The organism is Kiloniella laminariae, from assembly GCF_027214005.1.
Lineage (GTDB): Bacteria > Pseudomonadota > Alphaproteobacteria > Kiloniellales > Kiloniellaceae > Kiloniella > Kiloniella laminariae_A.
Map to the genome: position 1 here is coordinate 141995 of NZ_JAPWGY010000002.1, position 12384 is coordinate 154378.

Sequence of the window (12384 nt, forward strand, 5' to 3'; positions counted from 1 at the left end):
GATGACAAACACAACACCCCTGATTGAAGTCAACGATCTGGTCAAACACTTCGGACTGGTGATCGCCCTCAATGGTATTTCTCTCTCCGTCAGCCCTGGCGAAGTACTCTGCCTCCTTGGTGATAACGGCGCGGGAAAATCCACCCTGATCAAAACCCTTTCGGGGGTTCACAAGCCTACAGGCGGAGAATTCAAGGTAGAGGGCAGGCCTGTAAACTTTGACTCTCCCCGCGAAGCCCTTGATGCCGGTATTGCCACCGTCTACCAGGATCTGGCTATGATCCCCCTGATGTCAATTACCCGGAATTTCTTCATGGGTCGTGAACCTCTCAAGGGATTTGGCCCCTTCAAGTCAATTGATTTTGATCACGCCAACAAGGTGACCCGTGAAGAGATGCTCAAGATCGGCATTGATATCCGTGATCCGCAACAGGCAGTAGGAACCCTCTCGGGTGGGGAACGTCAATGTGTTGCCATCGCCCGCGCGGTTTATTTTGGTGCCAAGGTTCTCATTTTGGACGAACCGACCTCAGCACTTGGTGTCGCCCAGACTTCCATGGTCCTGAAGTATATTCATCAGGTACGGCAAAAAGGGCTCGGGGTAATCTTTATCACGCACAACGTCCGCCATGCCTATGCTGTCGGCAATCGCTTTACCGTGTTGAACCGCGGAAAAACACTCGGCACCTATAGCAAAGAGGAAATCGAAATCGATGCCCTCCAGAACCTGATGGCAGGAGGCAAGGAGCTGCAGGAGCTTTCGGATGAACTCGGAGGCATGATCTGAGAGTCAAATGGTACTGGGCAGCAGCTTTTTAAGGAACCGGAGTATGGATAGTATCGGAGTAGGCCTGATCGGAACGGGCTATATGGGCAAGTGCCATGCAACTGCATGGGGCGGCGTCAAAGCCCGCTTTGCATCCGTCATCCGCCCTCGACTGGAGGTCCTTTGCGATGCAAATGAGGACGTCGCCAGGGATTGTGCCAGCGCTTTTGGCTTTTTATCCAGTACCACTGACTGGCGCGATCTCATCAATAATCCCGCCATTGATGTCATTTCGATTACCACCCCCAACGGCCTGCATCCGGAAATTGCCATTGCCGCGCTGGAAGCAGGAAAACATGTCTGGTGTGAAAAGCCGATGGGCCTGACATTGGGACATGCAGCAGATATGACAAAAGCCGCCGAGAAGGCCGCGCTTTCTGGTGTAAAATCCCAACTCGGTTATAACTATGTACACAATCCTGCAATCCTGCATGCAAAGAAACTGATAGATGACGGGGCTATTGGTCGGATTATCCACTTTCGGGGTCAGGTCGACGAAGATTACATGGCCGATCCCCAGCTTCCCTGGACCTGGCGCTGTAAAATTGAAAACGGCGGACTGGGTACTCTTGGTGATCTTACCTGCCATCTCATCAGTCTGGCACATTTTCTGATCGGGGATATTGCCCGGGTTCTGGCCGATCAGGACACCGTTCACAAAGAACGCCCCCTGCCCGGTGGCAAAACAGGCGAAACCGGAACAGTGGAAAACGAAGATATGGCCCAAGCCATCATTCGTTTCGGTAATGGCACCAGCGGGCTGGTCAGCTCCAGTCGGGTGGCCTGGGGCCGCAAGAGCATGATCCGCATGGAGATCCATGGCGACAAAGGCATGATCGTTTTTGATCAGGAACGCATGAATGAGCTGGAACTTTTTCAAGCAACTGGCGATAAAGCCACCAGAGGATTTACCCGTATTCTCACCGGACCGGAGCACTCTCCTTATCGGGAATTTTGCCCGGCAGCCGGGCATCAGCTCGGTTTCAATGAGCTTAAGATCATCGAGGCGGCTCAACTTCTTGATTCTATCGCTGGTAAAGGGTCTAACTGGCCTGACTTTGCTGCAGGACAAAAGATAGAGCGGGTTATCCACGGAATTGCTATCTCAGCTACCAAAGGGCAGTGGGTGGAAACATCCTGATCGGGTTGCTGGATATTCTCTTTCCAGCCCCCAATTTTCCCCTTGGGAAAAGTGGAAGCCCACTTCGCTATTTACAGTAAAGAATCAAGCTAAAAAATTTCAAAAAAGATGAAAACTCCCCTCTTGATATCATGTTTCCCCTACCTAGATTTTAGATATCGGGTGCTTGATAAAGGCCCGACATCAAGACCCTAAGAGACTTTTCCTAGGGTTCTAGATCGTGTTTACATTGCTTTTGGAGGATGTTCCATGACTAGGTACGACTTTACCCCCCTGTTCCATTCCACCGTCGGATTTGACCGACTGGCAAGAATGATCGACTCAGCTCTGGAAACAGCTGACTCGTCCCAGAATTACCCCCTGTACAATATTGAGGCTGATGGTGAAGACCGCTATCGCATCAGTATCGCCGCTGCCGGTTTTTCTGAAGAAGAGCTCACCATTGAAACGAACGAGCAAACCCTGACAATCTCGGGGCAGAAATCGGAAAAAACACCCGAAACACTTTTCCTTCACCGGGGAATTGCAAATCGGGATTTTGTAAGGAAATTCCAGCTGGCAGACCATGTCAAAGTGACGGGTGCAAATCTGGTAAACGGTCTCTTGACCATTGATCTTGTTCGAGAAATTCCTGAAGAGAAAAAACCACGAACGATCGAGATCAGGAAATCGGCCCCAAAAACCCTGATCGCCAAGGCAAAACAGCTGATCGAAGGTGAAAAGAAAAACAAACCTGCCGCTTAATCGCCCACAAGGGCCGGAGTACTCCGGCCCTTGTCCTCTTGTCTATCTGGGGAAGCCACTTGAAGAGCTCGCCACTATCTATTTCTGTAGCTCGCGCCCCAGCGCAACAACAAGCGTAAGCGCCAGAGTCATGGTCGCACTCAATGACCGGAAGGCGTGAACCTCCACCTCTTCAACCTCAAGAGAGACATCCGAATTCTGACTTAAGGGACTGAGCAGACCATCACTGATCGAGACAACAGGGATGGCTTTTTCCCGGGTCTCCTTGACCAGTTGAATCACTTCGGGGGAATAGCTTTTGAAGCTGATTGCCAAAAGAGCATCTCCTGACCGGATTGAATGCCCTTGCTGGAAAAACATTCCCCCATTGCCATCCACCAGAACGCAACGTTTATCCAGCTGGGCAAAGGCATAAGCCAGATAACTCGCGACCGGAAAAGCGCGGCGTTGGGCAGCCAGATAGATCACATCAGCCTTGCCGAGAATTTTGATCGCCGCCTCGAACTGATCGGGATCGACCACATCCCGCAAATTTTTCAGCGCGGCAATCCCGCCATCAATAAAATCATCCAGAACGATGTTGCGGGGCGCACCATCCTGATCATGCTCATTGCGAAAAGAACGGATCCGGTCTTTATAGTTGGTCCCGCTCTCGACCAGATAACTGCGAAATACCCTTTGCATCTCGCTGAAACCTGAATAGCCAAACGCTTTGGCAAAGCGGATCAGGCTGGAAGGTTGGACCGAGGCGCGTTCAGCAATCCCGGAAACGGTCTCCAGCGCCATGTCGTTGGGATTATCAAGCGCATATTCGGCTATCTGTTTAAGCCGCTTGCTGAGCCCCTCATGTTTTTCAGCCAGTTCATTACGCAGCTCTTCATAGCTCGCCGGAGGAATAGTCGGAACAGTCATACAAGCCTCATGATTTTCTTCTGCTCAAGGAATAGCAGACTACAAGAAAAATGGAATAAAAATTCCGTTTCGAGAATACACAGACCAATTCTACTCCTGAGACCCGCCTAAAGGATGATGATTTCACCGGCAGAGGCTACTCTTACGTTATCCGTCTCGGCGACAATCGCTTCAACCTGACCGATAAGATCATCCCGAATATGATACAAGCGCATTAAGGGGATGGTCATCTCAACGGCAATTTTCAGGCAAGACCTGGCATCAAAATGTCCCGGCTCCAGGTTTTCCGGTCCATCGGCCCAGCTTTCCTGAAACACAAGGTCTGCCCCCTTCATCAACTCAAGGCTCGCTTTTGTCGCAGCACCATCACCACTGTAAAACAGGCTTTTCCCTGCCGCATCCAGCCGAATGGCATGGTTGATCACAGAATGGGCTGTTGGCGCAATTCGGCACTGCATGGGGCCTATCGTTCTGCACGTCCTCACATCATGCCACCGGACAGGAAAAGGACAAGCCTCAGGGCGCGGCCAGAGGCCAAAATCCAAGGCAGCTTTCAGACGTTCGACACCCTGCGGTAAACAGTAGATATCCAGGGCTTTTGTCCGCCCTCGGCTCTCAAGCTGGTTAGCCAAAGGTCCAAGCCCGGCACAGTGATCCGAATGCAGATGCGTAATATAAATGGCATCAATCGTATCCGGTGACAGATCCCGGCTCCAGAGTTGCTGAGGCACCGTAGGACCACAGTCAATCAACAGGCAAAACCCCTCTTCCCTGACCAGGACAGAAGCATTCGGATCACGGGGAGAAAAAGCCTCTCCCGCTCCAAGAACATCGATTTCCATTATCTATACCCCGATCTTGGAAACCACATTGGATTTCAGAAATCTTTCGACAACCAGCATAAAACCGACCGAGGGAATCAGCAGGAACAACGCCGTAATCGACGCGATCTGATAGTTTCCTTCCATGCTTGCCGTGTACATCATCAATGGCAGTGTCGTGATATCGGGCACCCCGACAAAGAAGGTCCCGGTAAATTCATCCAGTGAATTGAGGAAGACAAAAATCGCACTGGCCATAATGCCTGGCGCAGCAATTGGCAGACTGACCGTCCGAAAACTCAGCAAAGGAGAAGAACCAAGATCCCGTGCCGCCAGCTCCAGATCCCGGTCTACCGCTGAAAAAGCAGCTGTAGAGATCCAGACAGCATAAACCAACCCCTGAACCGAATGCACCATTACCACACCAAAGATCGTGCCATTCAGTCCTATGTCATAAAAGATACGCCCGATATTGATAAAGACCGCTACCGAAGGGAAGGCCTGTGGGATCAGAAAAGTCAACATGATCAGGGTTCGCACCGGCAGGGATCTTCTGGCCAGTGCATAGCCTGCAGGAATAGCCACCATAAGCGAGACCACAACTGTCCAGGCAGCAATATGAACCGAGGTCAAAAGGCTGTCTATGGCACCGGCCTGGGGCCTGAATACACGCTCCCAGTATTTAAAGCCCCAAACCGTAGGCAACTTGGCCGGAAAGAACCAGCTTTCGGTAAAGGCCCAGATCAGCATGTTGAGCAACGGTCCAAAAATCACCCAGGCAAACAGAGCAATAAGAAGGATATGCGGCAGGTTTTTAATCGAAAGGCGCATCAGTTCTGCCCTCCTTCTTTTACAGCCTGTTTGAGGTAAATCCAGGCAACCGTGCCCGCCATGGCCATTGAAATGAAACCGAGAGCATTGGCTACGCCATAATCCGAATACCCATTGATGCGCCAGGCCATATCAACCGTCATCATGGTCGGCGTTCCGGTACCGATCATCATTGGAACAGACAGCACTGAGAGCATGGTTACAAAAGAAAGTATCAGAGAGACCATCAATGTGGTCTTGATCTGTGGCACAATAATCTCCCCCAGTATACGCCAGGGAGACGCCCCCAGGTCGCGTCCTGCCTCGATCGTCGAACGATCCAGAGCAGCCATCGCACCGCTTACCAGCAATGCTGCAAAAGCGGTCTGTTTCCAGACAAAAGCAATAATAATGCCTCGCCAATCAAGGTAACCAGAGGCCGTAAGGCCATCAATCAGTCCGATCGCCTCAAAAGAATTGTTCATAAAGCCGTTTTTGGCCAGAAAGGTACGCATCATCTGCCCGACAACAACAAACGGAATAAACAGGGGCCAGCGATAAAGCCATTTCAGAGCAGCAACCATCACCGGACGGCCACAAAGTGTAATGTATCCCCCGATACCTACGGAAATCAGCCCGACCAGCAAAGTCGCGACAGTCACGATCCCCACGGTATAAAGAACATCCTGTCCATAGAGCGAAAAGGCCTTGATAAAGTTGTCTATGCCGATCCGGGATGCCACTTCCCCGTCAGGCTCGATAACAAACGCACCGATTAACGATTTTCCCAACGGCCAAAGAAAAAGGCCTGCGACAAGAAAAAGCGCCGGTGCAACAAGTGTCATCGACACAAATCTGGACTCGCGCATGGAAACACCTCACTCAACGAACAGGACAAAGCCGAGGTGATGTCCTGACGACCTCACCTCGTTCTCAATTTAATCAGTTACTTACCTGAGCTTCATAAGCTTCGCGGATTTCATCCAGATGCTTAGCTACGGGAAAAGCCTTGCCCTTGGTCGCCAGATCTTCTGGGGTCACATCGACAAAAAGCTTGTTCCAGACAGAAGCATCCAGATCATCTTTCACATGCTCGGCATCAATACCGGGATACCAGGAAAACCGGCTGACAATCCCCTCGGCCTGTACGGTTGGGCTGGTTGCCAGCTCAATAAACTCCCGTGCCAGATCGCCATGAGCCGCCTTCTTTGGCACCACATAATACATCGGCTGCCCCGGCATTCCGGGACCAATCAGCTTCAGCTTGGTATTGGGATCAAGCTTGCCTTCATCCCGCCACTGATAAAACATATCAACCCAGACTGGCCCCATGGCAATTTCACCCCGTCCCAGCATATCAAGCGTTCCCGCATTCCCTGGTGTGAAGGTGACGTTTTCATTAAATTGCTTCAGGCGCGCCAAGGCAGGTTCCCAGGTCTGGGCGGTTCCAGCATCATACCCGGCTATAATTTTTTCACCTTCCGGGGCAAAATTATAGATCCAGCCAGTGACAAAACTGACTCCGGACATTCCATTCTTAATGCCGTTATACCCAAACTGCCCCGGATGTTCTCCGGCCCAGGCTTCCAACTCGTCATAACTCGAAGGGGCGTCCTTGACCAACAGCGGATTATAGGCGATGGCTGTCTGGCTGTGGAACATCGGAATTACATATCCGCTCACATCCGCCCCAAGCGCATTGACCGAACTGTCCCGGGTTGCCAGCTTCCCGGTAGAGATCTCGTCCTTGTAGCGCGCCAGCAACCCTTCTTCGACCAGTTCTCCCGCTTTGAGCTGATGTACAACGGCAACATCAATATCCCAGCTGTCCTGATCTTTCTGAGCTGATAGCTTTTCGTAAATCGCCTGACTTCCGGCAGAACCTGCACCGGTTGAAACCGCCCGGACTTTAACTCCGGGGTGGCTTTCCTCAAATTTTGGTCCCAGATAATCAGTCACGTAATCGAGCATATTCTGTGCCCCGGCGGTGACAACATTTAGGACAACCTCTTCTGCCTGAGCTGGCACAACAGCCCAGACAGATCCCCCCAGAACCAGCGCACTTGACCAGTTTTTGAAAACATTCTTCTTCATAACTGTCTCCTGTAATCATAAGCGAGAGTTGATATAGGTGTTACAAGTCCTGCTCTTCGTTGACTTATCCCGAGCAAGTTCAGTGAATCAGGCCGCAAAAAGATGCACCCGATGTGTAGGAATCTCGAGATGGACCATTGCGCCCTGTCCAAAAGCAGCCCCGTGATCAACGAGAAAAGTTTGTTCGCCGACCCGAACCGCATGTCGATAAAAACCGCCAGGATAAGTAATCTGCTCAACTTTTCCCTTGAGGACAAAACTGTTCTCGGCTGGTTGGGTGCCTGCTTCCACCAGCATGGCTGCTTCACTGCGGAAGAAAAGCGTGCCCTTCCCTGCTGGCGCCGATAGCCCGTTTTCCTCTCCCGACTTCAAAGCAACGGGCTCCCCATAAACCGAGCTGATCTGACAGCCGTTTTTGTCTTTACGCCACTCCACCGAGATCTGATTGTCCGCCCCCATGAAGTCAGCGACAAATGCTGTAGCAGGACGATTATAAAGCTCCTCCGGAGAACCGATCTGCTCGATCTTCCCCTTGTTCATCACCACGATCCGGTCAGCCATCACCATGGCCTCTTCGCGATCGTGGGTGACCATAACAGCGGTAATACCCAGGCGGTTCTGAATTGCCTTGATCTCATGACGTACGTGCTGGCGAATACGCGCATCAAGGTTGGAAAGGGGTTCATCCAGCAACAGCAATGAAGGGTTCACTGCCAGAGCCCGTCCCAAAGCTACACGTTGCCGCTGTCCACCGGAAAGGTTTGCCACCAGGCGATCGCCAAATTCGGAAAGGCCAAGAAGATCAAGGGTATCGGAAACTGTTTTTGTGATTTCAGCTTTACTTTTTTTGCGCAACCTCAACCCATAGGCAATATTTTCAAAAGCCGTCATATGCGGCCAGAGCGCATAGGACTGAAAGACCATTGCCGTATCGCGCTTTTCAGGCGGTTGAAAGGTTATATCCTCGCCTTCCAGCCTGATTTGTCCCTTTTCTGCTTCGATAAAGCCGGAGATTGTTCGTAACAAGGTTGTCTTGCCACAGCCCGATGCCCCTAACAGGGCCACCAGTTCTCCCTTCTCTACAGACAAGGATGTTCCATGAAGCACACGGACTGCCCCATACGATACCGACAGATTTTCAATTTGCAGAAAAACACTCATTCCGACCGCCCCAGTTTACGCAAACACCTTCACTGAAATCGATTTCATTTTTTATTGTAAATCCATCTCTGTTTCAGCCTTAGCCTTCGTTATCCTCAGGCTTATCTCAAGAGAATGTGAATTTCAGACGCAATATTTGTTATGATTTTGTGAAATCGATTTCAGTTAGTATGAAAGAGAAGAGATAAATCTGTCAATAGGCCATGACGAATTTTGATAAGAAGGACCTCTTGAACTAGCCCAGGCGAACCGAATTCCTGACAATCAACTCTGTGGGAATGCGCTGGAGAACAGGTTGTTTCTCGCCGGGGACTGACCAGTAATCAATCCGCTCCAGAACGAACTCAGCGATTTTGTTGACCGGCTGACGAATAGTGGTCAAACCGTAACCCGGCCAGGAAGACATTGGCACATCATCCATTCCGATAACAGAAAGATCGTGAGGAATCTTGAGCCCGAGATGATCACGGACAGCATCCATAACCCCAAAAGCCAGCGAGTCACTCGCACAAAAAATTCCATCTATCTTTTTATCCAAAGCCAGCATGGACAGAGCTGCTTCATACCCGGCCTGATAACTATAGGATCCACAAAATACCTTTTGGGTCAGCCCAACCCCCATGTTATCCAGCGCCAGAACAAAACCTTCCCCACGCTCTTTAGAAGCAAGACGACCTTCGCTTCCCCCAACATAAGCCAAACTCTTGTGGCCACTGTTGATCAATATCGTGGCTGCCTGGGCCCCAGCCATGTGATTATCAGACAGCACAACATCCACGATGTCAGTCTCGACCGATCGCCCCAGCATAATCACCGGCACACCAGATTCTATACAGGCAGCGACAGATTCATCCGGCAATGACCCCGCAGCCACAACCAGAACATCAACCCGAAAATCAAGGGCGCGATAAATCGGTTCGACCGGATCGCCTGCCAGATCGACCGTCACCAGCATCGGCATTTTCCCACCCCGATGCAGATGACGGGTCAGCGCATCAAACATCCAGGGCTGAAAGGGGTTATCAAACTCCCCCATTACGATAGCAACTATATTGGTATGACTCTGGGTCAGGCTTCGCGCCAGTGCATTTGGCCGATAGCCCAGTTCCTTGGCCGCAGAGAGAACCCTCTCTCTGGTACCAGCTGAAACAGGAGCACCCGGCGTAAAGGTTCGGGATACAGCAGATCTGGAGACACCCGCCAACTTGGCCACATCACCAACAGTTACCCGAATTACATTCTTTACACGCGCCATCAACAACCACCTGCCCAAGGAAAGGGAAAGACAGGAGATTAACATCTATGAAATCGGTTCCACAACAAAACAGATAAATAAAATCCGGAGAATAAACGACCGCACTTTCAGGCAACCCTTTCAGATAATGAAAAATATACTTTCCTCCCCAACCAGAAACACACAAACCCAACCTCGTAAAAATGCTCAAAATATTTCCTTTGCGCAAACGATTGCACAGCGTCATTATTTAGGCTAGAGGGCAAGCTTCTTTCACCATGGCTGAAGAATTGCTCCAAAAGCCGGAGCAGAAAACACCACTTCGAGACAGGAACGATCAAGTGACCCACAAGAACATCACCTCTGCCGATGTCGCCAGAATGGCCGGGGTTTCCAGATCTACGGTTTCACGATGCTTCAAGGCAGACAGCCGCATTTCAAAAAAGACCCGGGAACGCGTGATCGAGATCGCCGATCAGCTTGGTTATCAGGTCAACAAGATTGCGCGCTCAATGATCACCCGTCAAAGCGATCTGGTCGGGCTTGTATCTGCAGGACTGCACGATCCTTTTGCTGTCGTCCTGATCAATCAGCTCATACAAAAGCTGCAAAAAATGGGACTTCACCCCATTTTACTTGATGCCTCCAACACACAACAGCTCGAACTTTCTATCAAAAAACTTGCCCAGTACCAGGTTCGCAGCATCATTATCACCTCGGGAAGCCCCTCTTCCTCTATCGGCGCGGAATTTATCCGCCTTAATATTCCCGTCATCTTGCTCAACCGGGCGGGACAGCTGGACGCAGCGCACCTGATCAATTGCGACAACAAAACCGGCAGTACGCTGGCAGCCAAAACATTACTTGATGCCGGCCACCGTCGACTGGCTTTTGTCAACAGCATCAACAGCACTTACAGCGGTAATTCCAGGGGTGCATTTTTTGAACAGGCACTGGCGCTCAAACTGGCCTCTGGCGAGATCTCACTCCAAAATATCCCCTGCAGGAGTTCTGATTACCAGGGCGGATTCCAGGCCGCACTCGATCTCTTCGCCAACCGCCCTCCCTCAGACCAAAGCCGGTCGCCAACCGGGATTTACTGTGCCAACGACAACGTTGCCCTCGGATTCATGGATGCCTTACGCCACGAGCTTGGCCTGAGAGTCCCAGAAGATCTTTCCGTCATTGGATTTGATGACATACCGCTGGCGGGACAACCTGCCTACAGATTGACGACACTGCGCCAATGCCCCGAGGCCATAGCTGAAGCAACGGCAAAATGCATTCAGGACATTCCTTCCTCTACCAGCCCCCAGCGCATTACCATCCCTGTCAAGCTCATTACACGCCACAGCGTTGCACCCGCAGCCAACTAAAATCAGGCCTCAAAACAGATTTCGAAAATATTTTGGAAATATAATTCCATTTCTTTATTTTTTTGAAATTATTCTTTCATTTATTTTTCAACCTCTCTATCATCCCTGAAAGCTCGATTGTGTGGAGTGAGTTTTTTTTACACATTTTGTGCAAACGTGTGCACAATCTAAAGACAATTGAGAAACAATCGGGAAAATCCGACTAAACGACCAAAACGGGAGGTCAAGGGTATGAAGACAAAACAATTTGCTTTCGGTATCGCCGTTGCCACAGCTTGCGCTCTAACGGGCACCCCTTCACAGGCAGCAGAGAAACTCAATGTCCTCTGCGCGGCAGATGATCAGTGGTGCAACCTGATGGAATCGACATTTGAGAAAGAAACCGGCGTTGATGTTTCAATGGTCCGCAAAAGCTCAGGTGAGATTTTTGCCCAGATCAAGGCAGAATCAAGAAATCCAAAAGTCGACATCTGGTGGGGTGGTACAGGCGATCCGCATCTTCAGGCAGCTGCCGAAGATCTGACGGTTGAATACAAGTCACCACAACTGGATTCCCTGCTCGACTGGGCCAAGAACCAGGCAAAAGATGGAAGCTACAAAACCGTTGGTATCTATGCCGGCGCACTTGGTATCGGTTATAATGAAGAACTTCTCAAATCCAAAGGCCTGCCCGCCCCCAAGTGCTGGGCTGATCTGACCAACCCCGCCTACAAAGGCGAAATCCAGATGGCAAACCCCAATTCTTCAGGAACGGCCTACACTACACTGGCAACTGTGGTTCAACTGTTTGGTGAAGAAAAAGGCTTTGAATTCCTCGCCGGACTGCACGGCAACATCAACCAGTACACCAAATCCGGATCAGCTCCGATCAAGGCAGCAGCAAGAGGAGAAACCACCCTTGCAATCACCTTCATGCACGACATGGTCAAGCAGGTTAAAAAAGGCTTCCCGATCAAAGTGGTCGCCCCCTGTGAAGGCACAGGATATGAAGTTGGCTCCATGAGCATTGTTAAAGGGGCCAGAAATCCTGAAACGGCACAGAAATTTGCCGAGTTTGCTTTGCGTGCCGACATCCAGTCCCTGGCTGCGGATGCAGAAGCCTACCAGGTTCCTTCTAACGCGAGTGCTACTGTCCCCGATGAGGCGCCCAAGCTCTCGGATCTCAAACTGATTGAATATGATTTCGCCACCTATGGCTCCAGCGACACCCGCAAGCGTCTGCTGAAGCGCTGGGATGACGAAATCAAGTCCCTGCCCCGCTAAAA

At 50.8% G+C, this 12384-nt stretch carries 12 protein-coding genes; 5 read left to right on the forward strand and 7 right to left on the reverse strand.

What is annotated here, in order from left to right; all coding sequences use genetic code 11:
• Nucleotide 1 precedes the first annotated feature (1 nt).
• The 3 genes from O4H49_RS05395 (at nucleotide 2) to O4H49_RS05405 (ending at nucleotide 2711) form a co-directional block, all read left to right on the forward strand.
• Nucleotides 2–787: an ATP-binding cassette domain-containing protein gene (locus O4H49_RS05395; RefSeq protein ID WP_269422414.1), complete on the forward strand. Its 786-nt coding sequence runs from the start codon at nucleotides 2–4 to the stop codon at nucleotides 785–787.
• A 43-nt stretch (nucleotides 788–830) separates the two neighbouring features.
• Nucleotides 831–1967 (forward strand): Gfo/Idh/MocA family protein, encoded by a 1137-nt coding sequence (locus O4H49_RS05400; protein ID WP_269422415.1) that lies wholly within the window; start codon nucleotides 831–833, stop codon nucleotides 1965–1967.
• 249 nt (nucleotides 1968–2216) lie between these two features.
• Complete coding sequence (locus O4H49_RS05405; protein WP_269422416.1) at nucleotides 2217–2711, forward strand: Hsp20 family protein; 495 nt, start codon at nucleotides 2217–2219, stop codon at nucleotides 2709–2711.
• A 78-nt stretch (nucleotides 2712–2789) separates the two neighbouring features.
• Here O4H49_RS05405 and O4H49_RS05410 read toward each other — a convergent pair whose 3' ends face one another.
• The 7 genes from O4H49_RS05410 to O4H49_RS05440 form a co-directional block, all read right to left on the reverse strand.
• Nucleotides 2790–3623: a MurR/RpiR family transcriptional regulator gene (locus O4H49_RS05410; RefSeq protein ID WP_269422417.1), complete on the reverse strand. Its 834-nt coding sequence runs from the start codon at nucleotides 3621–3623 to the stop codon at nucleotides 2790–2792.
• 107 nt (nucleotides 3624–3730) lie between these two features.
• Nucleotides 3731–4465, reverse strand: coding sequence for an MBL fold metallo-hydrolase (locus O4H49_RS05415; RefSeq protein WP_269422418.1), 735 nt, complete (start codon nucleotides 4463–4465; stop codon nucleotides 3731–3733).
• A 3-nt stretch (nucleotides 4466–4468) separates the two neighbouring features.
• Complete coding sequence (locus tag O4H49_RS05420; protein ID WP_269422419.1) at nucleotides 4469–5275, reverse strand: ABC transporter permease; 807 nt, start codon at nucleotides 5273–5275, stop codon at nucleotides 4469–4471.
• Complete coding sequence (locus O4H49_RS05425; RefSeq protein ID WP_269422420.1) at nucleotides 5275–6123, reverse strand: ABC transporter permease; 849 nt, start codon at nucleotides 6121–6123, stop codon at nucleotides 5275–5277. Before O4H49_RS05425 ends, O4H49_RS05420 begins: the two co-directional genes overlap by 1 nt.
• 73 nt (nucleotides 6124–6196) lie before the next feature.
• Complete coding sequence (locus tag O4H49_RS05430) at nucleotides 6197–7348, reverse strand: extracellular solute-binding protein (protein WP_269422421.1); 1152 nt, start codon at nucleotides 7346–7348, stop codon at nucleotides 6197–6199.
• 87 nt (nucleotides 7349–7435) lie between these two features.
• Nucleotides 7436–8509, reverse strand: coding sequence for an ABC transporter ATP-binding protein (locus tag O4H49_RS05435; RefSeq protein ID WP_269422422.1), 1074 nt, complete (start codon nucleotides 8507–8509; stop codon nucleotides 7436–7438).
• 235 nt (nucleotides 8510–8744) lie between these two features.
• A complete protein-coding gene (locus tag O4H49_RS05440; protein WP_269422423.1) occupies nucleotides 8745–9764 on the reverse strand; it encodes a LacI family DNA-binding transcriptional regulator in 1020 nt (339 codons plus the stop codon).
• A gap of 320 nt (nucleotides 9765–10084) precedes the next feature.
• Between O4H49_RS05440 and O4H49_RS05445 the strand changes: the two genes are divergently transcribed.
• Nucleotides 10085–11119: a LacI family DNA-binding transcriptional regulator gene (locus O4H49_RS05445; RefSeq protein ID WP_269422424.1), complete on the forward strand. Its 1035-nt coding sequence runs from the start codon at nucleotides 10085–10087 to the stop codon at nucleotides 11117–11119.
• Between the two features lie 231 nt (nucleotides 11120–11350).
• Nucleotides 11351–12382, forward strand: a complete 1032-nt coding sequence (locus tag O4H49_RS05450) for an ABC transporter substrate-binding protein (protein WP_269422425.1) — start codon at nucleotides 11351–11353, stop codon at nucleotides 12380–12382.
• Nucleotides 12383–12384 lie beyond the last annotated feature (2 nt).

Bases quoted from the DNA above. Each gene is read 5' to 3' on its own strand.
- O4H49_RS05395 (WP_269422414.1), top strand. From the start codon at position 2: ATGACAAACACAACACCCCTGATTGAAGTCAACGATCTGGTCAAACAC.
- O4H49_RS05400 (WP_269422415.1), top strand. From the start codon at position 831: ATGGATAGTATCGGAGTAGGCCTGATCGGAACGGGCTATATGGGCAAG.
- O4H49_RS05405 (WP_269422416.1), top strand. From the start codon at position 2,217: ATGACTAGGTACGACTTTACCCCCCTGTTCCATTCCACCGTCGGATTT.
- O4H49_RS05410 (WP_269422417.1), bottom strand. From the start codon at position 3,623: ATGACTGTTCCGACTATTCCTCCGGCGAGCTATGAAGAGCTGCGTAAT.
- O4H49_RS05415 (WP_269422418.1), bottom strand. From the start codon at position 4,465: ATGGAAATCGATGTTCTTGGAGCGGGAGAGGCTTTTTCTCCCCGTGAT.
- O4H49_RS05420 (WP_269422419.1), bottom strand. From the start codon at position 5,275: ATGCGCCTTTCGATTAAAAACCTGCCGCATATCCTTCTTATTGCTCTG.
- O4H49_RS05425 (WP_269422420.1), bottom strand. From the start codon at position 6,123: ATGCGCGAGTCCAGATTTGTGTCGATGACACTTGTTGCACCGGCGCTT.
- O4H49_RS05430 (WP_269422421.1), bottom strand. From the start codon at position 7,348: ATGAAGAAGAATGTTTTCAAAAACTGGTCAAGTGCGCTGGTTCTGGGG.
- O4H49_RS05435 (WP_269422422.1), bottom strand. From the start codon at position 8,509: ATGAGTGTTTTTCTGCAAATTGAAAATCTGTCGGTATCGTATGGGGCA.
- O4H49_RS05440 (WP_269422423.1), bottom strand. From the start codon at position 9,764: ATGGCGCGTGTAAAGAATGTAATTCGGGTAACTGTTGGTGATGTGGCC.
- O4H49_RS05450 (WP_269422425.1), top strand. From the start codon at position 11,351: ATGAAGACAAAACAATTTGCTTTCGGTATCGCCGTTGCCACAGCTTGC.